Genomic DNA, 23,461 nt, shown 5'->3' with positions numbered 1-23,461 from the left:
CGGATTTCGGCCGTGACACAGGCACCTATCTGGATGGACTGATGCCGCACAATCATGCTCGCTTTGGTCCCCGCTGTGACATCACCATCGCCTGCTGGACGCCTGTCGAGCCTGATCGGCAACAGCCTCTATGCCGGGCGTGAGCTGGTGATGACGGGTGTGCCGATGGGGACGCGCCGTATTCGCTCAGGGGCTTTCGGCGGTCACGATGATTGTGGTCCAGCCGCCGAGGTGGATGCGGTCACCGCTTCGGAGTGGGACCGGCACCTCGGCGGGGATCAGTTCTTCGCTGCCATTGAGGCTGGTGCCGTTGGTCGAGCCGAGATCGGTGATGGTTATGCCGCTTTCGGCGATGCGCAGAATTGCGTGGGCGCGGGAGACACCGGCATCGATGGGGGCGATGCCCAGATCGATCGCGGGTTGCAGCCCCTGTGAGACGCTGTGTTTGCCGATCAGGATATCGGTGCCGCGCAAGGTGATTCGGCGTTCGGGATAGAATGCCGGGAACTCGACCTGATCGGCGTCGGGGCCCTTGCGGGCTTGCACGCGGTCGTAGAACTCGCGATCGGCGGTGATCGTGGCGACCCACGTCAGCACACCGGCGGCGGAAACCGCGGTGGCGATTTCGGTGGGCGCGGCCGCACGCGGCACGGGCGTCGGCAGCGCGGAATCAGCGCCGCAGACTTCACAGAAGCGACCGGTGCTCGGCGACCCACACGACGGGCACAGCGCGGCCGCGGTCGTCGGCGCGGGTGCACCGATCGGCGAACCACAGACATCGCAGTAGTCCATCGCGACGGACTGATGCCCGTCCGGACAGGTGGCGATCGCCATTACCCCTCCTTGCGTACCCGCGCCGTCTTGGTCGAGCGTGCGTCCAAGGCCATTTCGTCCGCGGCCTCGACCCTGGCACGCAATCGCACGGTGCCATTGCGCTCGTCGACCTCGACCACACCGCGCAACAGCTTCGCGGTGCCCTCGTTGCCGGATTCGGCAGCGAGCTCGACCGCGCGCCGCAGCTTCGCCGTCGCCGTCTCCACATCACCGTTCTTACGCGCGCTCAACCCTTCCTGCACGACCTGGGCGAGTTCGGCCTGTCCGGTGTAATGCGCGACGCGCCTGCTGATCCGGGCCGACAGCTCGGTCTCGGTGGTCCACACCGCGCGCACCAATCCCTGCCCGACCACTTCGTCGCCGGAGACCACACTGATGCGGGCCGCGAGCTTCTCCCGTCCAGGCGCGGCGGGCTCGACTCGCACCTGCACGTGATAGTCGCGGTCCTCCGCCCCCCAGGCTCCGAGCGGGTACTCCCCCAGCTGCGGTCCGGCATCGGTGCGGCGTGCGGTCAGATCCTCGATGGTCGGCGCGACCTGCTTGACGAACTGGACGGTGGCTCCGGCCGGTGTCCACACCCGCAGGGTGAGTTCCGGAATCGCCTTGGCCATCGACGTCTGCGTCATCGCGGCGAAGTCCGCGGCCAGATTAGCCGGGTCCGCGACGATATCGACCGTGCCGTGCAGCGCCGAGGCGATGGTGCGCAATTCGTCCACCTGCCAGTCCGTTCCGACGCCGCGGCAGTCGCAGGTGAAGATTCCCTCGGACTGTTCGATCTCAGCGGCCAGCGTCGCGGGTTCCTCGTGTTCGTTCTTGCCGTCGGTGAGCAGAATGGCGTGCACCATCGCATCCGGATGCTTCTTGGCCAACTGTCGGGTGAGCCCGAGCCAGGTGCCCATGGCGGTGCCGCCGTTGGGGCGCAACTTGTCCAGTGCGCGGCGCGCCGCTGCCCTGGTGTCACGGTTGACGGGCACCGATGGTTTATCGCTCGGATAGGTCAGCCGCGCCACTGATGTGCCCTCGATGATCGCGAACCGGGTGCCGTCCTTAAGCACATCGAGTGCGGCCAGGGTCGCTCGGCGTGCACCTTCGAACTTCTTACCGGTGGCCATTGATCCGGAGCAGTCGATGATCAGTACCTCCAGCCGCTCCGGCTCCGGTCCGGCCGCCACGAAATCCGCACCCGTCTCCACGGTCACCACCGCATCGACCGTGCCCGCGCCCTCGGCCAGATATTCGTTCTGGTCTATCGCTACCGAAATACCCGTATTCGCAATGGGACTCACTGTGCAACTCCTGCATCGACCGATGGCCCGATCGGCACCAGCGCGACGGTGATGTTGTCGCTCCCCCCGGACCGTAGTGCAAATTCGACAAGCGTCCGCGCCGCCTCCTCGCGCGGTAACCCGCTGATCATTCGCGCGAGCGCCACCGGATCGGATATGTAGTTCCAGAGTCCGTCAGTGCAGAGCAAGAGCACCCCGGGGCCCGTGGTGTGAAAGGTTTTCACACATCGGTCCGACCACGGTTTGTCCTCGCTGTCGGCGCCGAGCCAGCGCAGCAAGGTGTGTGCCCGCGGATCCTGCATCGCGGACTGCTCGTCCATTGCACCGGCATCGACGAGTGCCTGCGCCCACGAGTCGTCGACGGTCAGCCGCGTCGATGGCAAATTTCCGCCCGCGATCGGCTCGATGCCGGTGCCCTGCAACCAATATGCCCGGCTGTCACCGACATTCGCTACGGTGATCTCCAGGCCGTCGCCGCCGTATCCGCGCACGATGGCCGAAACGTAGGTGCACGACGGAGCGTGGCCTTCGTGTGTCGCGATATCGCGGACGGCCTGCGATGCGGCCGTGAGCCCGGCCATGACCACGGCCGTGCCGGAGCGTGCTTCGGCCAGTGCGGTGAGGCAGGCATCGACGCCAGCCCGCACCGCCGCGCCCGAGGCCGCCTGCGGATTGTCGGAGGTGGAGACGCCGTCGCTGACCACGATCACCGTGACGACCGGGCGCTCGGCCCCGTCTTCCAGTACCGCGGCGGCGACCGCATCCTCGTTGCGCGCGTGCGCGATACCGCGATCGGTCATCACATATACCGCGCCGAGATCGGCCTCGAACCGATCCGGTTGGGGCCGCAATTGACCGCAGCCGCCGCAATAGCCGTCAGCGTCGTAGCGGGTGCCGCCACAGCCCTCACACGTCGGTGCCGCATTCGGATCCGACCGAGGCAGCGCGATTCGGCGCGAGCCGAGTTGGCGGCCGCAGGCCTCGCAGAACCGGTCGGCCACCCCGACCCGCGCCGCGCATTCCGGGCAGCGCGGCTGTAGGTCGGTCTCGGGCGCGGTCATAGCGTCGTCCTCGGCCGGATCGCATTGGCACGATCCACGAGCTCGAATCGGGTCCACATATCTTCGGTTTCGCGGGCGAGGTCGCGATAGCAGCGCTCCAAACCGGTTCGTACTCCGTCCTGATCGAGGTTGGCGCCGAGCAGCGCCCCATGTGTCGTCGGTGCTTTACCCGCGCGCAGCCAGTTCCATGCGGCATCCAGCACACGCATCCGCACTTGTGCACTACGGCTTTTCGATTCGATCCGCAATGCCTCGACCCGCCCGCCCGCATCGCGTAACAGCGATTCGGACAACTCGTCGGGGGTGCGGTCGGCCAGCATGATCTCCACGGCCGTCAGGCGTGCCTCGGTGTAGAGCGCCGAGGCCGAATCCACCTGATCGAGTACGGCAACCGCGCCGTCGCGATCGCCGTCCGCGTTGCGCAGCCGGGCCAGTCCGAAGGCGGCGCTGACGAAGCCGTGGTCGGTGCGCCAGATCGTGTCGTAGTAGCGCGCGGCCTGTCGCCGATCCGGCTGTGCGCCGGTGAGTTCGGCGACGGCCGCCTGGGCCACCTTGGGTGCGGCCTCGCCGGGCAACGCGGCATACACGGCATCGAATTCGGCATGGGCAGCATCGATATTGCCCGCGAGCAGTTCGGCTTGACCGCGGTACCAGGCCAGTCGCCAGTCACCCGGCAGAGTGTCGGCGAGTTCGTCGAGTCGGCGCAGCGCATCGGTCGGGTCGCCGACTTCTAGAGCGGCGCGCACAATCCGCAGCGGAATCTCCACGGAAGCAACGTGGTTCGTGAGCACCGAGCGCAGTCCCGCCTCGAAAGCTGGTTCCAGTTCGGCGGGTGAGGTGCCGCCGGTTGTCGCCAGGAGCGCAGCACCGCTGTCATTCGGGTCGACCAGCGGAACCGGCAGTGCCGCAACAATACTCGTCGGCGTCGGTGCTTCCTGAATGCCGAATACGCCGCGTGGCGGTCCGAAGTAGGCCGACATACCGGGACGCGGCACACCGTCATCGATGCTCAGCACCTCACGCAGCACGCCGGTCAGCTGATCGGTCATCTCCTCCATCGAGGAGAAGCGCGCGTCCGGATCGGCGTCGGTGGCGCGCAGGATGAATCGGTGCAGCGAATCGTATTTCGCCAGCAGCGGTTCGACCTGCGGGCCGGGCAGTGCGCCGAAATGTCCGCCCTGCTGCGGCACATTCATCAGCAATACCGCGAGAGTGCGCCCGACGGTGTAGACCTCGGTGGCGACGGTCGGCCCGGTTTCGGAGATCTCCGGCGCCTGATAGCCGATGGTGCCGTAGATGGGGCTGTCCTGATCGTCCATTGCGATCACCGCGCCCATATCGATGAGCTTGAGCTGCTCGTCAGTCTGCATCACATTGTCCGGCTTGAAATCGCAGTAGGCCAGGCCGAGGGAATGCAGATAGCCGAGCGCGGGCAACATCTCCAGGATGTAGGCGATGGCCTGCGGCGGTGGCAGATAGCTGCCGTCGGTATCGCGGCGGGCGCGCAGGATCTGTTTGAGCGACGTCCCGCCGACGTACTCCATGACGATATAGCCGACCGCGACACCGTCGGCGCCGCGGTGCTCGACGAAGTTGTAGATCTTGACGATGCTCGGATGCTCGACCTCGGCCAGGAACCGCTTCTCGGCGACCGCCGCGGCCATCGCGTCCAGGTCCCCTGAATTGAGTAGGCCTTTCAGCACCACCCAGCGGTTGGCGACATTGCGGTCGGTGGCCAGATAGATCCAGCCGAGCCCGCCGTGCGCCAGACAGCCGACGACGTCGTACTGTCCGCCGACCAGATCGCCTTTGCTCAGCTTCGGCGTGAAGGAGAACCGGGTGCCGCAGCTGGGGCAGAAGCCCTCGCTGCGGCCGGGCGTACCGTCATGGCCGCGTCCGACCGGTCGTTCGCATTTGCCGCAGAACCGTTTTCCCTCGGCGACCTGCGGATCGGTTAGGACCGCGGTGGCGGGGTCGATGCGCGGCATTCGCGGCACCTCCACCATGCCAGCGCCGAGTCGACCGCGGGCGGTGGATTTCGATGAGGTCCGGCCGGTGCGCACCGAGCGCCCAGAGGCGCGGGTGTTTCCGGAGCGCACCGATAGTGCGGAAGTCCCGGCCGGAGCGGTGCCGCAGGCATCGCAGTAGCCGTCGACAATGGTTCCGCGACAGCCTGGTTCGGCGCAGGTAGCCAGCTGTGATTCAGCCGGCGCCGTACCGCAGGCATCGCAATACCCGCCGACAATCGCTCCAGTGCAGCCCGGTTCGGCGCAGGCGCGCCCATCGCTGGAAACCCTCTGCGGGATGGGTATTTCCGCCGAGACCGTGATCGCCTCGGCGGGTGCGGTGCCGCATACCACGCAATATCCGTCTTCGATGGTGCCGCCGCAATCCGGCTCATTACAGGTCATCTGCCCCGCCCCGATTTCTCCCCGATGATCTGCTGGAAGTCGGCGACCGCCCGGGTGACGGCCGCCAGATCGCACGGTCGCCGCGCGAGCAGACCCGCCGCGATCTGATTGGAGGCCAGGACATCTCGGTCCTCGCTGACGCCGAGTCGAGCTGCCTTCGCCTGATAGGCGGCCAGCCGTCCACGCAGCTCGCTACGCCGATCGAGCAGGCCCTGAGCCAACTCCTCCACGGTGGCCGCCCCGGCGATCGCGTCGGCGACTCGCGTCCGCAACCGCACCAAATCCGCTGCCGCACCCGTTTTCGCCGATAACGCATCGAGTTCCGCTTCGAGCGCGGCGGTGTCGTCCTCGTACACCGGCAGCGGACCCGCCAGAATCTTCGCCTCGACTTGCGCCCTCGCCTCCGCCGCGCTGGCTCGAGTCGCCCGCAGCGCCGCCAAGCGCCTACGCGTCTCGGCGACCGCCGCGGCCCAATCCGCACCCACCGCATCGAGTTCGGCGAGGATGGTGGCCAGGTGTCGCAATTCTCCCGACAACTCCGCGAGGCGCGCATCGATCTCCGGCACCGTCAGTGCTAGCGGATCGGTCGCCGAAAGGCTCAGCAATTCGGCGATGCCGTCACCGATCACGCGCAGCTGCGCGGTCTCGCCCCCGCCCGCGCCCGCCTTGTCCAGGGTGTCCTGCAGCGGCGCGAGGCCCGACATCACCCGACTGTTCACCGCATCGACCGCGTCGAAGAATTCGGCGATTTCCGGGAAGGTGGCCCGCATTCGATCAACGGTATCGACGAGTCCGACGAACAGAACCTCTTCGGCGGGTCCGGTGAGCGAACGTTGCGCCATCGGTATAGGCGTGCGCGCGGCTTCATAGGGGCGCCCGCGCAGCAGCCGGGTGAGTTCGGCACGCTCACCGTCGTCGAGGCGCGTGCGAGCGCCGCGCACCTTGTGCGTCGAATCCAGGATGATCTGCAGGCGGCTGTAGTCCTCCCACATCAGCGCGAGCGCGGCACGGACCGGCAGCCAACGCTGTTCGGTAACACCGGTCGGCGGATAGCGCTGTAGCAGTGTGTGGCCGGGATGTTTGTCCAATTCCAGTAGGGTGGCGGTGATGGCATCGAATTCGTTTGTGCGGGTGGCTAATTCAGCGTCGATTTCGGCGAGAGTGAGTATCTGCATGGTCTCACTCTTTGTAGCGCAGGTCCGGCGGACCGGGTGACGGGCCGAGGGCGCTGAGTCTGGCGTTGTAGAGCTGCTGCCAGGTGCCATCGCCGCGGATGCGTTCCAGCACACCATTGACGAAGCGGACCAGATCCGGATGTCCCTGCGCGATGCCGACCGCGTACGCGCCGGTGCCGATTACCTCGCCGACGATCTGCAGATTCCGGTCCTGCGCGACCAGACCGACCAGGATCGGATCGTCGCCGCTGATCGCGTCCACATGGCCCTGTTGCAGCGCGGCCAGACAGTCGGTCCAGTTGGACGCGCCCAGGACGACGGGCCGCTTGGGCAGGCTGAACAGTGGTCCGGGTGAGGTGGTGCCTCGAGTGACGCACACCCGCTTACCACCCAGATCCGCACCGGTCCGGATGCCGGAGTTGCGGACGGCCAGAAGGCGTTGCGTCGCACGGTAATAGACACCCGAGAAGTCGACATCGCGACGCCGCTCACAGGTCGCCGAGAAGGTGCGCACAATCAGGTCGACCTGCTTGTTCTGCAGGGCGGGTATCCGCTCGGCCGCGGTGACCGAACGCAATTCGATCCGGTCCGGATCACCGAAGAGGGATCGCGCGATTTCGCGGGCGATATCGATATCGAAGCCCTCGAGTTGTCCGGTGCTGGGATTGCGGAAACCGAACAGGTAGGTGTTCTGATCCACCCCGACCCGCAGCTTGCCATTGGCGACGATGGCCGCCATCGCCGAACCCGACGGCATCGCACCGGGACTCGGCAACGGACCGGGGCGCAGGGTGGCCTCCGGATCGCAATTGCCGCTGGATTCGCTCTGCGGTGGCGTCGTGATCTCGACGAGATCGGGCTTGGGGTTGACCGCGGCCACATTCGTGGACGCCGGGGGCTGGATGCCAGAACCGCATGCGGTCACCAGCGCGCTCACCGCGACCAGCGCCATCCATCCGAAACCGGACCGCCGCAGGACGATTCGCCGTCTCACAGGAACTCCTTCAGCCGTGGCCACAAACCGGTGACCGTCGATGCCGCGGCACCGAACAGGAGCACCAGTGTTCCCGCGGGGCTGAGTGTCAACGTCGCACCCGCCGAGTCGGCTCCGTCGCGCAACTCGCCGCGTTCCTGGATGAGGTTGTCGCGCAACAGCTGATCGAGCTGGGCGAACAATGTCGCCGAGGAATCCGGACCGGTGCCGATGGCCTGCGCCACGGCCGCGGGATAGTTCGCCGCCTCGTAGGCCTCGCGCTGTTTGGCATGTCCGGCGGTCCAGCCGAGCACGCTGCGCGAGGCAGCGGAGTCCGGTCCCGCTACCGTCGTCAATCGATCCGCCAGTTCGCTGGTGTGCTTGCGGAAATCGGTTTCGCTGGTCGTGATATCGCCGCGGGTGATCAACTCCAGGGTTTCGTCGGTGCGCGCTTGCTGGGCCAGGATCCGGGCCCGGGTCAGGGTTTCGAAGCGACTGGTCGCCCCGGATTTGCCGGTATCGAGTGCGGCCGCGGCGATGACCGTCGCGGCGACCACCCACAACAGCGCGAGGGCCGTCGCGCTGGCGGCGACCGCCAGACCGAGGTTCATCCGGCGATTGGTGCGGCGCAGCAGGACCAAAGTGCCACCGCCACAACTGATCAGCACCAGCGTCAGCAACACGGTGGTCGTCCACGGCAGCGCGCCGATATCGTGCTGATCCTGACGCAGCGCGGCCATGCGGTCCTTGCTGAGCGTTTCGGCGTTGGGCAGCAACGAATTCTGCATCAACAGTGAGGCCTCGCGCAGATAGGACGAACCGACCGGAAAGCCCTGCCGGTTGTTCGACCGCGCCGTTTCGACCAGGCCGGTATAGGCGGGCAGGTCGGCGGCGATCTTGGCGACGATATTCCTGGTCTGCTGATCGGCGGCCCCGGCGGTCGCCTCGGCGAGTGCCGCCGCGGCATCGGCGAGTGCCTGTTGATATTGCCCACGCACTTGCGGTGATTCGATGCCGCCGGACAGGAAGGCCGTCGCCGCCGACGCGTCTGCGGCCGACAGCGCGACATAGAGGGTCTGGGCGGCGTAGGCCAGTGGTTCGGTGTGTTCCAGCACGGTATCGCGCCGAGCGATCTTGCCGCTCAATTGATCGGCCGAGGTCGACCCGGCGAGCAGACACAACACCACGGTGACGACGGCGACCGCGCCGATGGCACCTGGAGTAGTCCCGACGAAGCGCTGTAACCACGCACCCCCGTTGCGCATGGTCGCCGGTAGGCGAATCTCCAACACCGTCCCCCTTCATCTACCCGGCCGGTGTTCCCGATCGCGATAGTACGGGAGGGAATTCGGGTTTGCTGCCCATCGCGGCGAGGGCAGCGGAATCGGAGGTCAATCCGAAGTCACCTCGAGCAGCGGTGCGAGGGTTCGAATAGACCTGCGCCCCAACATATTTGGTCAGGTGATCACCATGCATTGCGCTGCATCGGTCGAGAGACCATCAACACCAGTGCATGGTGGGCATCTGTCCAAACTCGAGCGGAGGCTCAGGAGGAGAACCCCGTGGCCGCGTAGAACTTCCGATGCCACATCAGTCGACGTAGCCGCGCGACCCGGCCGCTGCCGAGTGATGGTCGGTCCTGTTCGGTTACACCTTCGTCGGCACGGATGCTTTATCGATATAGCGGCTCATCGCCCAGTTCAGCCCGCGCATCGCGAGGTTGTAGGACGGCGGGAAGTGGCGCTGCGCCAGATAGCCGACCCGGATATCTGGGGAGGTGAAGACCATGTACTTGTTGCGCTCGACCCCGCGCACGATGGATCGGGCGGCCTGCTCCGGCGTGACCGCATGCCGCATGAACAGCGAGACCGCCCGCTGCACCGCCGCGCCCTGCCGGTCGACGCCCGCGATATCGACGCTGTCCACCATCGGCGTCGCCATCGCACCGGGGCAGACCAGGCTGACACAGATCCGGTGCTGCCGCAGATCGAAGCGCAGCACCTCCGATACGCCGCGCAATCCGAACTTGCCCGCACTGTAGGGCGCATGCCAGGGCAGCCCGAAGAGCCCGGCGGCCGAGGCCACGTTCACCAGATGTCCGCCGCGCCCGGCCTCGATCATTCGTGGCACGAACTCCTCGATCACATGGATCGGGCCCATCAGATCAATATCGATGGTGCGCCGCCACTGCTCGTGTGTGAGCCGATCGACGGTCCCCCAGGTGGCAATGCCCGCCACATTCATCACAATATCGACGCTGTCCACCTCGCCGTGCACCTTCGCGGCCAGTGCCACCACGGCGTCGTAATCGCTGACATCGGCGGGCGCGGCCAGGCACATTGCACCACCCCGCGCACGCACCTCATCGGCGGTGCGCTGCAGTCCGACGTCATCGATGTCGGTCAGGATGACCGATGCGCCCTTGGCGACAACCGCCAACGCCGTACTGCGCCCCAATCCACTGGCCGCTCCGGTGATCAGGCAGCTCTTGCCGTGGAACTTCGTCATGAACCAAACGATAGACAATTACGAACACTGTTGTCTATAGATCCGATATGCGTCTCAGACGCAATATTCGGCCGTCCGTCGACAGCTACCGGGATGTGATTCGTACATGCATCGCTGAACGATAGCTGTCGACCACGAATCGTGCTCATGACGACTCGTCGGAGCGTCGCCGCCGTTCACACAGACCGGCACCGAGGCGATATACAAGTGATGAGACCGATGTCATGGCGTCGATACCAGGGCCGATGGTCGGGAATACGGCCACGGAACGGCCCTTGTCCGATTGCACCAGGGTGGCATACTCGATTGGAGCGGCCAATGGCGCGCTCACCCCGGTCCGATCGTGGCCGACACACCAGCTTCCGCATGGCGCGGTCGTCGGGCGAACACTCGCGGACTCCAACGATCTTGGTACGCCAGGAATGTTCGAGCACTCATCCCATGTTTCGAATATTGTTGCGTGTACAGGATCATCGGGAGGACCACATGGGGAACCTGTTCGGACCCGCCGCCCTAGTCGGGTGCAGACGTGGCTGAAGGACGGGAAACGGCGGCACGGAATTCCACACTCGCGGGGTACCGCGATGCCTCGATCACCACCACAGCGGCCGTCCGCCCGGTGATCTCCATCGTCCTGCTGCTGATGGTTGTCGGGCTGGTCTACGAGGCCGGTCGCGCCGCACCCGGGCAGGATCACGGCTGGTTCGTCGCTGTGTCGATCGCCGGCCTTTTCGTGGTGCGCGGACTGCATCTGCGTCGGCCGATCACCCTGCCGCATTTCACCATCGCGGTCTTCGTGCTGGCGGCGGCCAATGCCGCCTATCGCGCCTCACATCCGGGCTTCGGCTTCGTCTTCCTGGCCGCGACCGGATTCATCCTGGTGCTGCCGCAGTCGAGTCGGCCCCAGCCCGAGCAGTTGTATCGCGTCGCCGAACTCGTCGGCCGTACCCGACGCGATCCCCTCGCCGCATTCGCGTTGCACTCGTCGAAGTCCTATTACTTCAATGCGAATTCGACCGCGGCGATCGGCTATCGGGCCCGCTTCGGGATCGCGGTGGTCGCCGGTGATCCAATCGGCGATCACGCCGACTTCCCGGCGCTGCTCACCGACTTCTCCGAATTCGCGGCGAATCACGGCTGGCGGGTAGCGGTGCTCGGCGCCAGTCCGGAACTGACCGAGATGTGGCGGCATCGAGCGATCGAACATCGGGGGTTGCGCGCGATTCCGGTCGGTCGCGATGTGGTCATCGATGTCGGAACCTTCGCGATGGTCGGTCGCTCCTTCCGCAATCTGCGCCAGGCCGTGAGCCGCACCCGGAATTTCGGGGTGACCACCGAGGTCATCAGCGAGGCCGACCTGACCGAACCATTGCGGGCCGAACTGCTCGATATCGTCGACGAGTGGCGTGCCGGCCGGCAGAATCGCGGCTTCTCGATGATCCTCGACCACCTGCTGGACGGTCGGAATCCCGGCATGCTGCTGGTACTGGCCCGCGATGCGGACGGGCGCGTGGCAGGTTTCCAACGCTACGGCGTCTCCGGGCGCGGCCGCGAGCTCAGCCTTGATGTGCCGTGGCGGCGCAAGGATGCCCCGAACGGACTGGACGAACGGATGATCGTCGATCTCGTCGACCACGCCCGCACGCAGGGCATCGAACGGATCGCACTGGCATTCGCCCCGTTCCCGGAACTGTTCGCCGAGAAGGAGCGCTCGCGGACCGGGAGGCTGATCTATGTGCTCGCGCATCTGGGTGACCCGCTGATCCGGCTGGAATCGCTGTACCGATTCCTTCGCAAGTTCCAATCGATGTCGGATCAGCGGTTCGTGCTGATCCGGTGGCGCGAGGTGCTGCTGGCAGCTGCGGCACTGCTCACCTTGGAATTCGTGCCGCACCGCAAGCAGTACTAGTCGCGGACGGTAATGCCTATCGCCTTGGCGAACTCGGGTGCCAGATCGAGCAGTTGGAGCGGGGTGATGGTCGCCCCGCGCAGGGCGTCGAGGCCCTCGGCGATATCGAGGTGTGCCGCGCCGCGTAGATCGACCTGCTGCAGTCGGGCGCGGTTGAGCAGCAGACCCTCCACGGTGGTGCCGGGGAAGGTGACCTTGGTCAGCTCGGCATCACCGAAGTCGGCATGGCGCAGCACGCAATCGACGAATTGCACCTCGCGCAGTTTGGCCTTGCGGAAGTTCACCGAGTCGAATTTGCAGCCTTCGAAGCGCACTCGACGCAAGTTGGCACCGCCCGCATCGACGCCGGACAGCGCACCGGCGAGCAATTCGACGTCCTGCCAGGAGGTATCGGACAGGTCGGTGCCGACCCAGCGCACATTGCGCTGCCAGACATCGGTGAAGCGGGAGAAGCGCAGGCTGCCGCGATTGACCGCCAGCGCGGTGAAGACGGTTTCGGCGAAACGGCAGTTGCCTGCCTCGATGTCATCGATATCGGCGCCGGTGATGTGCACACAATCGTAGTCGCCCTCGGATTCGAGATCGCTCTCCAGCGGCGTGAGATAGCGCGCGTAGGGCAGATCCTCGAGTTCGTTGGGCACTGCTGACCTCCTGGTTCGGCGACACTTCTCCTTGTCTACCAGTCGGATCCGACAGATCAGGGGTCGATGCGGTCCAGCAGCCAGCGCGGGCCGACCGATTCGGCGCCGAGCGCTTCGACTCGCTCGCGGAGTCCACGATCGGCCGTTACGACGGTGATCCTGTCCTGCTCGCTGGCCGCGGCCGCCACGACGTCGACGATCGCATCGTCTCCCGAACCGTCCGCCAGAACCACGCGCACGCCTTCGAAGTCATCCGATGCCGCGGCCTTCGCAGCGCCCTCCAATACGACGACCACGTCGGCGGGTTGTGTGCGGTCCAGTGTGCTCAACCGCATGAGCAATCGCCGAGCCGCGCCCGCACGATCGCGCCACCAGCCATCGGGGCGCGAGCCGACGACATTCGCGGCATCTACGACGATCAGCATCGCTATCTTTCTACTCGTCGGTGGTTCGGCGGGCGCGGGTATGCAGGTAGCGCTGTTGGGGGACGCTCATCGTCTGTTGTGCGGCAAGCAGATATGCCTCGCGGGCGCCAGTCCGGTCCCCCATCGATTCCAACAGATGGGCACGGACGGCTGCCATGCGGTGGTCGCCCGCCAGCTTGCCGCTGTCGGCCATATCGTCGACGAGTTTCAATCCGGCCATCGGTCCGCGAGCCATGGCGACGGCCACGGCATGGTTGAGCTCGATGATCGGATTGTCGACCAGCGCGAGCAGGCGTTCGTAGAGCAGCATGATCTGCGGCCAATCGGTGTCCTCGTAGGTCGATGCCTCGTCGTGCAGCGCCGCGATGGCCGCTTGCAGCTGATACGGACCGGGTGCGCCGCTGGGTAGCGCCGCGGTGATCAGCGCGATGCCTTCGGTAATGGCTTCGGTGCGCCAGAGTGCGCGGTTCTGGTCTTCCATCGGAACAAGTTCACCCGTGGGGCCGGTGCGGGCGGGTCGGCGGGCATCGGTGAGCAGCATCAGTGCCAGCAGGCCGGTGACTTCGGCATCGTCGGGCAGCAGACGATGCACGAGACGGGTCAGACGGATGGCCTCGGCGCATAGTTCGACGCGGTGCAGACTCGGTCCCGAGGTGCTGGCGTAACCCTCGGTGAAGATCAGATACAGCACGTGCTGGACGGCGGCCAGGCGCGCGTCGCGGTGGGCGCCGGCGGGTGCGGCGAAGCCGACTCCGCTTTCCTTGATCGTCTTCTTGGCGCGACCGATGCGCTTGGTCATGGTCGCCTCGGACACCAGGAAGGCGCGGGCGATTTCGGCGGTGGTCAAGCCGCCGACCGCGCGCAGTGTCAGTGCTACATGTGCGGTGGGCGTGAGCGATGGGTGGCAGCACAGGAACAGCAGGACGAGGGTGTCGTCGGAGTCGGTGGGTTCGCGGTCGGCGGGCGGGGTGAGCCAGTCCTCGGACAGTGCCCAGCGGGCCACGGCGTCCTCGCGCCTGCGGCGGGCCTGTTCGTTGCGGAGCAGGTCGGTCAGGCGGCGGGAGGCGACGGTTATCAGCCAGGCGCGTGGGTTGTCGGGAATGCCCGTGTTCGCCCATTGAGTCGCGGCGGCGAGCAATGCCTCCTGCACGGCGTCCTCCGCGGTGTCGAAATGACCGTAGCGCCGCACCAGCGCGGCGAGGGCCTGCGGCGCACAGGTGCGCAGCAGGTCCTCGACCTCGGTATCCGACATCGGAAGGGGCTCAGCCGAATTCGGGTGCGGACTCCGCGATGGGCCGGATATCGGCGTAGGCCGTCTCGGCGATATGCGGCGGGGCCGGGCATTTGCTCAGTTCGGCGGCGATTTCGGTGGCACGGTCGAAGCTCTCGCATTCGACGATCCAGTATCCAGCGAGCACCTCCTGCGTTTCGGCGTAGGGACCGTCGGTCACGAACGGTGCACCATTCTTCGTGATGACGCGGCGGGTGTGCACCGGTTCGGCCAGACCACGCGTTTCGACCAGTTCGCCGGATTCCTCCAACTTCTTGTTGAGGTTGCCCATGAACTCGGCCATGGCCGCGAAATCCCCGGCGCTCCATGCGGGTTTGCCGGTGTCCTTACCGACCATGCCGTCGTAGTCCTGCTGCGAGCCGTAGCTCAGAATCATGTATTTCATGACAACTCCTCCGCTCCGGCGGCGCCCTGGTGGCGCCGCTCGTCAGATACGTCGCAGCCGCTGACCATTCTCGGACATGTCCGCGGAAAAAACTTCCGAGCGCGGTAGGTGGGTCGCTCGACCAGCACGAGTGCGGTGATCAATGGGGTCGCCCAGCGCCGACTGTGCCACGAGCCCGCCAACGGGTCCGTCACTGGCGGCGGTAGTCGGGGCGACGCGTGACATGCTGGGAGACATGGTGATGGATGGAGTTGTCGCGTCCGGGTTCGAGGCGGTGCGGGAGGTGTTCGCGGCGAATTTCGCCGAGCAGGGAGATATCGGAGCGGCGGTCGCGGTGTATCGGGATGGCCAGCCGGTGGTGGATTTGTGGGGTGGCCTGGCCGATCCGGACAGTGAACGGCCGTGGGCGCAGGACACGCTGCAACTGGTTTATTCGGCGACCAAGGGCGTCACCGCGACCGTCGCGCATCTGCTCGCCCAGCGTGGTGAGCTCGATCTGGACGCGCCCGTCGCGCAGTACTGGCCCGAATTCGCGGCGGCGGGTAAGGGCGATATCCCCGTGCGATGGTTGTTGACCCATCAGGCGGGGCTGGCGGCGCTGGATAAGCCGGTGCCGCTGGCGGATGCGCTGGCCTGGGAGCCGATGGTGGCGGCGCTCGCCGCGCAGACGCCGAACTGGCCGCCCGGCACCGCGCACGGATACCACGGGCGGACCTTCGCTTGGCTCGTCGGTGAGGTGATCCGGCGGGCGACAGGTCGCACCGTCGGGCGGATTCTGGCCGAGGATATCGCCGGACCGTTCGGAGTCGAGTTCTTCATCGGTTTGCCCGAATCCGAACGGCATCGCGTCAGCCGACTTGTATTCGCACCCAAGGTCGATCTGGCGACAGTCCCGGACGAGTTCATCCCGGAGGAATTCCGTCCGATGGTCGTCGCGATGCGAGATCCGGAGGCACTGGTCAACCGCGCCTTCGAGGTCACCGATCCGGCCGATATCGATTTCAACGATCCCGAGGTACACGCCGCCGAGATCCCGTCCAGCAATGGCCTCGGCACCGCACGCGGCCTCGTCCGGCTCTACGCGGCGACCATCGGCGAGGTCGACGGCGTCCGCCTGCTCACCCCCGAAACCCGCGCCGCCGCAACACGCGAACAGGTCGCGGGCATCGACCGCGTCATTATGCTGCCCAGCCGCTACGCCACCGGGTACATGCTCCCCACCGAAGCTTTCGCACTCGGCGGGCCCAACGCCTTCGGCCATGCGGGCCGCGGCGGCTCCCTCGCCTTCGCCGATCCGGACACCGGTATCGCCTTCGCCTACGTCACCAACTACATCATCGAAGGCGCACCGGACCTGCGTGCCCGCAATCTCGTTGACGCGGTGAACAACGCCATCGCCTAGGTGCTGGGCGGTTCAGCGCAGGGTGCGGATCCAACGGCGGGTGTCGGCGGGGTCGATGACGTCGTCGAGTTCCAAGACGGTGGCGGCGGTCAAGGCCTTGCCGTTGGCGTAGGCGAGCTGGACGAGGTTGTCGAAGGCTTCCTGGCGTTTATCCGGATCTTCGATGGCCGCGAGTTCCTTGGCGAAGCCGAGGCGGACCGCACCCTCCAGGCCCATACCGCCGATTTCGCCGGTGGGCCAGGCGATTACGAAGCGGGGGGCACGGAAGGACCCTGCGGCCATGGCCTGTGCGCCGAGGCCGTAACCCTTGCGGATGATGACGGTGCCGAAGGGGACGGTAAGTGCGGCGGAGTCGATGAACAGCTTGCTGAATTTGGTGACGGTTGCTTCCTTCTCCGCCTCCGGGCCCACCATGAAACCCGGTGTGTCACAAAGCGATACGATAGGCAGGCCATGGGCATCGCACAGTTGCAGAAATGCGCTGAGCTTGTCGGCGCCGGGGGCATCGATCGCACCCCCGAGATGGTGGCAGTCGTTGGCGATGAGTCCGACGGGGCGACCTTCGACCCGAATCAGGGCGGTGACCACGCCGACGCCCCAGTCGCGGCGCAGTTCCAGAACTGAGTCGATATCGGCTACCGCTGCGATGACCTCGCGGATATCCAAAGCGCGCAGCCGATTCTCCGGCACCACGTGGCGGGCGAGGCGCGGATCAGGTGCCGTCCAATCCCCGAGTGGCCCTTGGAAATACGAGATATAGCGACGTGCCGTGGCGACCGCCTCGGCCTCGTCGGCGGCGACGATGTGCACGACACCGTTGCGGCGTTGGACATCGATGGGGCCGATGTCCTCGGGTGCGTAGACGCCGAGTCCGCCGCCCTCGATCATTGCCGGCCCGCCCATACCGATATTGGCGTCCGGCGTCGCGATGACCACATCGCACATACCGAGCAGCGCCGCATTGCCCGCGAAGCAACGTCCGGAGACGATGCCTACCAACGGAACTCGACCCGATAGTGCGCCCATCGCGCGGAAGGTGGTCACATCGAGGCCGGATATGCCCGAATAGTCGGTATCCCCCGGTCGCCCGCCGCCGCCCTCGGTGAAGAACACCACGGGCAGGCGCTGTTCGTGCGCGAGTTGCAGCATGCGATCGGTTTTGGCGTGGTTGCGCATGCCCTGGGTGCCGGCCAGCACGGTGTAGTCATAGGACATGACCAGTGCGCGTGCGGCTTCCGCGCCGAACCGGTCCGCGTTGATGGTGGCGATGCCGCCGATCAGGCCGTCCGCGGGTGTGTTGGCGATCAGATCCTCGGGACTGCGGCGGAGTCGCTGTGCGGCGACGGCGAGAGCGCCGTATTCGAGGAAGCTGTCGTCGTCGACGAGGTCGGCGATGTTCTCCCGGGCCGTACGGCGGCCCAGCTTATGTCTTTTCGCGACGGCGGCCGGGCGGCCCGCATCGAGCCCGATCCGATGACGTTCCCGCACCTGCGCCAGATCGGCACGCACCGCATCCAGGTCGATCGCATCGATATCGGCGGCCGGACCATCATGGTCGGCTGGAATCCAGGTCAGCAGCAACGCATGCGGATCGACCGTCGCACCCGGTGCCACCAGATGCCGCGATATCCGCAGCGGCTGCTCCGCTCGCAGGACGTGCTGCATCTTCATTGCCTCGAGCACAACGACTTCCGCACCGGCCGGAACAATGCTGCCGGACTCCGCCAGACTCACGACAGTCCCGCCCATCGGCGACCGGATGCCTTGCTCATCGTCTTCGAGCGCTATCGCTATGGCCGCCGGATCCGCTACCGCCGGGCTTCGATGCTCGGCGAGCGCATGCGCGGGATCTCCGGTCGCCGAGTCGCCCGCGCGCTGGGCCACGGTGGGCGTGTAATCGCCTGCCCGACCGAGAAGTTCGCCGATGCTCTTCTCGAACCACGAAGTGGAAACACCGACACCGTCGGCGAGCTGATCCAATACTGCGCGCAGCAGACTCGCGTTGGTATCGACACCGGCAATCACGGTTTCCGCCAAAGCATCCGAACACCGCCGCACCGCAGCCGAATATGTCGGCCCCTGCGCAATAACCTTCGCCAGCAGGGAATCGAACTGCGCCCCCTGCCGCATCCCCGTGAACGCCGCGGTATCCACCCGAACCCCGACGCCGGTCGGCGCGGCGAACTCCGTCAACACACCGGTGCTCGGCAAAACCTCCCTGCCCACCGTCACCATCTCGGCATTGACCCGTGCCTGCACCGCGAACCCCCGCAGATCGCCAAAGGCATTCGCTCGATCATCACGACCCGTCACCTGCACAACCAGGCCACGGTTCGTCCGTCCGGTGGCCGCCGCGCTCATTCCCACCGCGGTCGCGGTGCTCTCCGGTTGCGGCGAATCCGAGCCGGGCAGATCCCCGAGAGCAAGGTCGTGCAGGTCGGCGCCGCGGGCGAGATCGAGTTGGGCTGCCACCAAGTCCACGCCGGTTACCGCCTCGGTGACGGTGTGTTCGACCTGGAGGCGCGGGTTGACCTCGAGGAACCAGGCTTCGGTTCCGGTGACCAGGAATTCGACGGTGATGACGCCGCGGCAGGAGACCGATTCGGCTATGCCGATGGCATCGCGGTGCAGGCGTTCTCGAAGGGCAGCAGGGAGATTCGGGGCCGGGGCGATTTCGATGAGTTTCTGGTGGCGGCGTTGGATACTGCAGTCGCGGTCGCCCAGCGTGATGGCGCGGTGTCCGTCGGCGATTACTTGAACCTCGATATGACGCGCATCGGCGGCCAGCGCTTCGGCGTACACGGTGTCGTCGCCGAAACCGGCGCGGGCTTCGGCTCGGCAGCGGTCGAATGAATCGGCGAGTTTGTCGGCCGTGTGGACCGCACGCATACCTCGTCCGCCGCCACCGGCCGACGCCTTGAGCATCACACCGGTCGGGTGGTCGGCGAAGAACGCCGAAATCTCCGCCAGGTCCGCGCCGACGGACGTCGCGGGCAGCACCGGGACTCCCGCCTGCCGTGCGGCGTCGCGTGCCGACAGTTTATTGCCGAAAATGCGCAGCACCTCTGGCGAAGGCCCGACGAATACCAGACCGGCGGCCGCGCATGCCGTCGCGAAATCGGCGCTCTCACTGAGGAATCCGTACCCGGGATGCACCAGCGCATCGGCGCCGGCGCTCCTGGCCGCGCCGACTACTGCGGCAATGTCGAGGTAGGCGGCCGCGCCGGTGCCCGGCAGTTGGAACGCGGCATCGGCCAAGCGCACCGGCAGGGTCGCAGCCTCCGAGCCGGTATAGAGCGCGAGGGTGGAGTAATTCCGCTCGCGAGCCGTCCGGATCACCCGGACCGCCACCTCACCCCTGTTCGCCACCACAACACGCATGCCGACAGTCTGCTTTGACATTGACGTCAATGTCAACGACGATGGAATCCATGACGCAGGCAGGCTGGTCGGTGCGAGCGGCGCGGGAACGATCCCATACCGACCGTCATCGCGCGCTGCTCGATGCCGCCGCCCGCGTCTTCGCCGAGCGCGGCTACGACAAGACGACCGTCGCCGATATCACCGCCGCCGCAGGCGTTTCCCGCGCGACGATGTACGTCTACTTCGCCTCCAAGGACGAAATCTTCCTCGCCCTCGCCGCCCAGGTTCGGGACGGCTTCCTGGCCGCGCAGGAGCCCGATGTCGATACCGACGATCCCCGAGTGATGCTCACCGCCACCATCGATGCCTTCGCCGCCGCAGTCCACAATGCCGGACCCATGCTGCGCCTCATCGAAGAACGCGGTGCCGTCGACGACCGAGTAGCTGTGCTCGCCCAGGAAATCGCCGAACGCCCCATCCGCCGATTCACCCGCTACCTCGAACGCCTCCACACCGCGGGCCGCATCTCCCCCGCTGTCCCACCGCGAATAGTCGCCGAAACCATCGGCTATGCCCTGACCCGCGGCACCCTCACCCGCGCCGACGCCACCCCGCGCGCCCGCGCCACCTACCTTGCCTACATGCAGACAGTCGCCGAAACCCTCTTGTCCCCAACCTGATTCACCCCGGACTCAAATGCGGCGATTGACATCAATCCGTCGACCGCCAGGCGCATCCGCAGCAGGAGCGACGAGAGCTCGAGCAGTCGAGCTGAGGTCTCGAACACACTGCGCGTTCACCGCCAGAACCTAGGGCCGATGTTGTCCTAGCTGCGTTCTAGGGTGATTCACATGAGCACCGAGATCACTCCCTTCCGCATCGACGTCCCCCAAGAGCAGCTCGATGACCTGGATCGGCGACTGGACGCCACCCGCTGGACCGACGCGGATCCGGCTGCGGGGTGGCGACAGGGCATCCCGCTCGACTACACCAGGGACCTGGTCGACTACTGGCGCAACACCTACGACTGGCGTGCTCAGGAGGCCCGGCTCAACTCCTTTCCGCAGTTCCGCACCGAAATCGACGCCCACGACGTGCATTTCATCCACGTCCGCTCAGCCGAACCCGACGCGCTGCCGTTGGTGCTCACGCACGGGTGGCCCGGATCGATCGTGGAATTCCTCGACGTGATCGGACCGCTGACGGACCCGGTGGCCCACGGCGGCAAAGCAGAGGACGCCTTCCACGTCGTCGTGCCGACCATCCCCGGCTATGGATTCTCCGGACCCGCGGTCGGCTGGTCGACCGCGCGGGCCGCCAAGGCCTGGGCGGAACTGATGCGCCGACTCGGCTACGACCGCTACGCCGCGCACGGTGAAGACACTGGCGCCGCGATCTCCCGACAGCTGGCGGTCATCGACGCCGAACACCTCGTCGCTGTACATCTGACGATGATCGCCTCCGCAACGGTCACCCCGGAAACCGCCGATCTCGACAACCCGGCCGAACGGCGTGCACTCGAACTGGGCCGCCGCGCCCAATACGAACTCGGTGCGTACGCGATGCTGCAAGCAAGCCGCCCGCAAACACTGGCCTACGCCCTCGCCGACTCACCAGTGGGCCAATTGGCTTGGATCGTCGAACGATTCAAGGACTGGACCGACTCCACCGACGCACCCGAAGACGCCGTCGACCGTGACGCAATGCTGACCAACGTCATGATCTACTGGCTCAACGCCACCGCGGGCTCCTCGGCACGTTACTACTACGAAGGCGCCGCCACTTGGGGAGCGCCGGAGCCCGAGACCGATGTACCGGTCGCCGTAGCGGTGATGCCGCACGACCTCGGTATCCCGGTCCGCCGCATCGCCGAGCGAAACCACAACATCGTGCGCTGGACCGAATTCGAGCGCGGCGGGCACTTCGCCGCCATGGAAGAACCCGATCTCATCGTCGACGATCTGCGCGCCACGTTCCGCGAATACCGCAAATAGACATGGAATCTCGGCGATCCACGGCGAACACGACGTCGCCATTGGCGGGTCGAACTCGCCGTGGATCGCCGACCTGTGTGCCGCTCCCTCCGAGGGCCAAGCGGATGTTCGTGTTGAACTGTTGGCCTTTATGAATCTCCGCAGGATCGCTTCGGTCGAGGCGGTGTCGGTGCGGATCCCGGTCGCGTAGTCGAATTCGATTCCATCGCCATCCTGGTGCCGTGTGGATGGCGCCGTCGCGACTTCTCGCGCCCTAGGCGATCCGCTTGCGTGCCTGGGCCCTCGACTTGCGCCCGGGTTGGGCGGCGCCTGCTGCATCGTCGAAGGTGAGTACCCCGTCCTCCAGGGGCGCCTTGCGTAGGAGTACGCGGTCGCGGAAGTAGTTGTTGATGACCTGCCAGGGCCCGCGGGCGCCCTGACGAGGCATGACGCCGTCGCCGCGTTGGATGTAGCCGGAGGTGAGGGCGCCGCCCATCAGTGACTGATCGGAGCGGTCGGCGTCTTCGGCGATCGCGACGACCTTGGTGTAGCCGTGGGACTTCATGTGGTTGAGGATTCGGCAGAAGTATTCGGCGGCCAGATCTGCCTTCAGCGTCCATGAGGCGTTCGTGTAGCCGAGGATAAGCATTGCGTTCGGGATGCCGTCGAGCAGGGCGCCCTTGTAGATCACGTGCTCGCGGGTCGACACCGGCTCCCCGTCCACCTCGAGCGCCGCGCCGCCGAGGATCTGCACGGTGAGACCGGTCGCGCTGATGACGATATCGGCGGGCAGTTCCTCCCCGGATGCGAGCCGAATGCCGGTTTCGGTGAAGCGGTCGATGTGATCGGTCACGATCGATGCCTTACCGCTGCGCAACACCTTGAACAGGTCGCCGTTCGGGACGACGCACAGCCGCTGGTCCCACGGGTTGTACGACGGCGTGAAGTGCCGCATATCGATCTGCTTGCCGAGTTGCATCCGCACCGCGGCGAGCAGCAACTTCTTCGACAACTCGGGATTGGTGCGCGAGAGCTGGAAGCTGGCCCGCTGCAACGCGATATTGCGCGCCCGTCCGGTCCGATAGGCGATCTTCTGCGGCACCCGCGCGTACTTCATACCGACCGCGACCGGGTCATCGGCGGGCAGTGCGGTGATGTAGGTGGGCGAGCGCTGCAGCATGGTGATGTGCGCGGTGTCGTCGGCCATCGCCGGAACCAGCGTGATCGCGGTCGCGCCGCTGCCGATGACCACGACGCGCTTTCCGCGGTAGTCGAGTCCCTCCGGCCAGTGCTGTGGGTGCACGATCTGCCCGCGGAAGTCCGCCTCGCCCGGGAACTGCGGGCGGTATCCGTTGTCGTAGTCGTAGTAGCCGGTGCAGCCGACCAGGAAGTTGCTCGTGTAGATCTTGGTCTCGCCGGTCTGCTCGTCGAGCGCCTCGACGGTCCACAGCTCGGTTTCGCTCGACCAGCTGGCATTGGTCATCTTGCGCCCGAACCGAATGTGCTCGGTGACGCCGTATTCCGCGGCGGTGTCCTCGATGTATTGGCGGATGTGCGGCCCGTCGGCGAGCACCTTGGTGCCGACCCATGGACGGAAACCGAAGCCGAAGGTCAACATGTCGGAGTCGGAGCGGATGCCCGGGTACCGGAACAGATCCCAGGTCCCGCCGATGGCGGTGCGGCGTTCCAGGATCGCATAGCTGCGTCCGGTGTGCTCGCGGGTGAGATGGCACGCCATCCCGATGCCGGACAGGCCCGCGCCGATGATCAGTACGTCGACATGCCGCGTCATTGAGGTAATCCGTTCGTCTGCTCTCACCCGGG

Annotated in this window: 18 protein-coding genes; 4 read left to right on the top strand and 14 right to left on the bottom strand. The window is 66.2% G+C overall.

Annotation, left to right across the window (positions count from 1 at the left end):
- Positions 1-186 precede the first annotated feature (186 nt).
- The 8 genes from AB0J47_RS26445 to AB0J47_RS26410 all read right to left on the bottom strand — a co-directional run bounded on the left by AB0J47_RS26445 (position 187) and on the right by AB0J47_RS26410 (position 10,248).
- Complete coding sequence (locus AB0J47_RS26445; RefSeq protein ID WP_364351347.1) at positions 187-834, bottom strand: FHA domain-containing protein; 648 nt, start codon at positions 832-834, stop codon at positions 187-189.
- Positions 834-2,120, bottom strand: a complete 1,287-nt coding sequence (locus tag AB0J47_RS26440) for a VWA domain-containing protein (protein ID WP_364351344.1) — start codon at positions 2,118-2,120, stop codon at positions 834-836. The genes AB0J47_RS26445 and AB0J47_RS26440 overlap by 1 nt, the downstream gene beginning before the upstream one ends.
- Complete coding sequence (locus AB0J47_RS26435) at positions 2,117-3,181, bottom strand: phosphatase (protein WP_364351341.1); 1,065 nt, start codon at positions 3,179-3,181, stop codon at positions 2,117-2,119. The genes AB0J47_RS26440 and AB0J47_RS26435 overlap by 4 nt, the downstream gene beginning before the upstream one ends.
- Positions 3,178-5,592, bottom strand: a complete 2,415-nt coding sequence (locus AB0J47_RS26430) for a tetratricopeptide repeat protein (RefSeq protein WP_364351338.1) — start codon at positions 5,590-5,592, stop codon at positions 3,178-3,180. The genes AB0J47_RS26435 and AB0J47_RS26430 overlap by 4 nt, the downstream gene beginning before the upstream one ends.
- The gene (locus AB0J47_RS26425; RefSeq protein ID WP_364351335.1) at positions 5,589-6,767 is read right to left on the bottom strand and encodes a hypothetical protein; all 1,179 of its coding nucleotides are present in this window, start codon (positions 6,765-6,767) and stop codon (positions 5,589-5,591) included. Before AB0J47_RS26425 ends, AB0J47_RS26430 begins: the two co-directional genes overlap by 4 nt.
- Before the next feature lie 4 nt (positions 6,768-6,771).
- Entirely contained in the window at positions 6,772-7,761 is a 990-nt protein-coding gene (locus tag AB0J47_RS26420) for a glutamate ABC transporter substrate-binding protein (protein WP_364351332.1), read from the bottom strand.
- Entirely contained in the window at positions 7,758-9,032 is a 1,275-nt protein-coding gene (locus AB0J47_RS26415) for a hypothetical protein (protein ID WP_364351329.1), read from the bottom strand. Before AB0J47_RS26415 ends, AB0J47_RS26420 begins: the two co-directional genes overlap by 4 nt.
- Before the next feature lie 355 nt (positions 9,033-9,387).
- The gene (locus tag AB0J47_RS26410; RefSeq protein WP_364351326.1) at positions 9,388-10,248 is read right to left on the bottom strand and encodes an SDR family oxidoreductase; all 861 of its coding nucleotides are present in this window, start codon (positions 10,246-10,248) and stop codon (positions 9,388-9,390) included.
- Positions 10,249-10,777: 529 nt separating this feature from the next.
- On the opposite strand from AB0J47_RS26410, the gene AB0J47_RS26405 reads away from it, so the two are divergent.
- Complete coding sequence (locus AB0J47_RS26405) at positions 10,778-12,157, top strand: phosphatidylglycerol lysyltransferase domain-containing protein (protein ID WP_364351323.1); 1,380 nt, start codon at positions 10,778-10,780, stop codon at positions 12,155-12,157.
- Here the strand turns inward: AB0J47_RS26405 and AB0J47_RS26400 are convergent.
- The 4 genes from AB0J47_RS26400 to AB0J47_RS26385 are packed head-to-tail and all read right to left on the bottom strand — an operon-like array spanning position 12,154 to position 14,899.
- Positions 12,154-12,798 (bottom strand): pentapeptide repeat-containing protein, encoded by a 645-nt coding sequence (locus tag AB0J47_RS26400; RefSeq protein WP_364351320.1) that lies wholly within the window; start codon positions 12,796-12,798, stop codon positions 12,154-12,156. The genes AB0J47_RS26405 and AB0J47_RS26400 overlap by 4 nt on opposite strands.
- A gap of 56 nt (positions 12,799-12,854) precedes the next feature.
- A complete protein-coding gene (locus AB0J47_RS26395; protein ID WP_364351317.1) occupies positions 12,855-13,223 on the bottom strand; it encodes an NYN domain-containing protein in 369 nt (122 codons plus the stop codon).
- A 10-nt stretch (positions 13,224-13,233) separates the two neighbouring features.
- Positions 13,234-14,475 carry a sigma-70 family RNA polymerase sigma factor gene (locus tag AB0J47_RS26390; protein ID WP_364351314.1) on the bottom strand — a complete coding sequence of 414 codons (1,242 nt, stop codon included), beginning with the start codon at positions 14,473-14,475 and terminating at the stop codon, positions 13,234-13,236.
- Between the two features lie 10 nt (positions 14,476-14,485).
- Complete coding sequence (locus AB0J47_RS26385) at positions 14,486-14,899, bottom strand: YciI family protein (RefSeq protein ID WP_364351311.1); 414 nt, start codon at positions 14,897-14,899, stop codon at positions 14,486-14,488.
- A gap of 235 nt (positions 14,900-15,134) precedes the next feature.
- Here AB0J47_RS26385 and AB0J47_RS26380 point away from each other — a divergent pair, with 235 nt between their 5' ends.
- Entirely contained in the window at positions 15,135-16,301 is a 1,167-nt protein-coding gene (locus tag AB0J47_RS26380; RefSeq protein WP_364351308.1) for a serine hydrolase domain-containing protein, read from the top strand.
- 12 nt (positions 16,302-16,313) lie between these two features.
- Here AB0J47_RS26380 and AB0J47_RS26375 read toward each other — a convergent pair whose 3' ends face one another.
- Positions 16,314-19,682 (bottom strand): carboxyl transferase domain-containing protein, encoded by a 3,369-nt coding sequence (locus AB0J47_RS26375; RefSeq protein ID WP_364351651.1) that lies wholly within the window; start codon positions 19,680-19,682, stop codon positions 16,314-16,316.
- A gap of 50 nt (positions 19,683-19,732) precedes the next feature.
- Between AB0J47_RS26375 and AB0J47_RS26370 the strand changes: the two genes are divergently transcribed.
- Positions 19,733-20,344: a helix-turn-helix domain-containing protein gene (locus tag AB0J47_RS26370; protein ID WP_364351305.1), complete on the top strand. Its 612-nt coding sequence runs from the start codon at positions 19,733-19,735 to the stop codon at positions 20,342-20,344.
- A 171-nt stretch (positions 20,345-20,515) separates the two neighbouring features.
- Positions 20,516-21,658 carry an epoxide hydrolase family protein gene (locus tag AB0J47_RS26365; protein ID WP_364351302.1) on the top strand — a complete coding sequence of 381 codons (1,143 nt, stop codon included), beginning with the start codon at positions 20,516-20,518 and terminating at the stop codon, positions 21,656-21,658.
- Positions 21,659-21,911: 253 nt separating this feature from the next.
- Here AB0J47_RS26365 and AB0J47_RS26360 read toward each other — a convergent pair whose 3' ends face one another.
- Positions 21,912-23,429, bottom strand: a complete 1,518-nt coding sequence (locus AB0J47_RS26360) for an NAD(P)/FAD-dependent oxidoreductase (RefSeq protein WP_364351299.1) — start codon at positions 23,427-23,429, stop codon at positions 21,912-21,914.
- Positions 23,430-23,461: the final 32 nt, after the last annotated feature.

Source organism: Nocardia sp. NPDC049737 (genome assembly GCF_040674755.1).
Classification (GTDB): domain Bacteria; phylum Actinomycetota; class Actinomycetes; order Mycobacteriales; family Mycobacteriaceae; genus Nocardia.
This window is presented reverse-complemented; position numbering and strand designations above follow the sequence as displayed.

What these genes read in the sequence shown, in the direction of transcription:
- AB0J47_RS26445 (WP_364351347.1), bottom strand. Translation starts at nt 834, where the DNA reads ATGGCGATCGCCACCTGTCCGGACGGGCATCAGTCCGTCGCGATGGAC.
- AB0J47_RS26435 (WP_364351341.1), bottom strand. Translation starts at nt 3,181, where the DNA reads ATGACCGCGCCCGAGACCGACCTACAGCCGCGCTGCCCGGAATGCGCG.
- AB0J47_RS26430 (WP_364351338.1), bottom strand. Translation starts at nt 5,592, where the DNA reads ATGACCTGTAATGAGCCGGATTGCGGCGGCACCATCGAAGACGGATAT.
- AB0J47_RS26425 (WP_364351335.1), bottom strand. Translation starts at nt 6,767, where the DNA reads ATGCAGATACTCACTCTCGCCGAAATCGACGCTGAATTAGCCACCCGC.
- AB0J47_RS26410 (WP_364351326.1), bottom strand. Translation starts at nt 10,248, where the DNA reads ATGACGAAGTTCCACGGCAAGAGCTGCCTGATCACCGGAGCGGCCAGT.
- AB0J47_RS26395 (WP_364351317.1), bottom strand. Translation starts at nt 13,223, where the DNA reads ATGCTGATCGTCGTAGATGCCGCGAATGTCGTCGGCTCGCGCCCCGAT.
- AB0J47_RS26390 (WP_364351314.1), bottom strand. Translation starts at nt 14,475, where the DNA reads ATGTCGGATACCGAGGTCGAGGACCTGCTGCGCACCTGTGCGCCGCAG.
- AB0J47_RS26385 (WP_364351311.1), bottom strand. Translation starts at nt 14,899, where the DNA reads ATGAAATACATGATTCTGAGCTACGGCTCGCAGCAGGACTACGACGGC.
- AB0J47_RS26380 (WP_364351308.1), top strand. Translation starts at nt 15,135, where the DNA reads ATGGTGATGGATGGAGTTGTCGCGTCCGGGTTCGAGGCGGTGCGGGAG.
- AB0J47_RS26375 (WP_364351651.1), bottom strand. Translation starts at nt 19,682, where the DNA reads ATGCGTGTTGTGGTGGCGAACAGGGGTGAGGTGGCGGTCCGGGTGATC.
- AB0J47_RS26370 (WP_364351305.1), top strand. Translation starts at nt 19,733, where the DNA reads ATGACGCAGGCAGGCTGGTCGGTGCGAGCGGCGCGGGAACGATCCCAT.
- AB0J47_RS26365 (WP_364351302.1), top strand. Translation starts at nt 20,516, where the DNA reads ATGAGCACCGAGATCACTCCCTTCCGCATCGACGTCCCCCAAGAGCAG.
- AB0J47_RS26360 (WP_364351299.1), bottom strand. Translation starts at nt 23,429, where the DNA reads ATGACGCGGCATGTCGACGTACTGATCATCGGCGCGGGCCTGTCCGGC.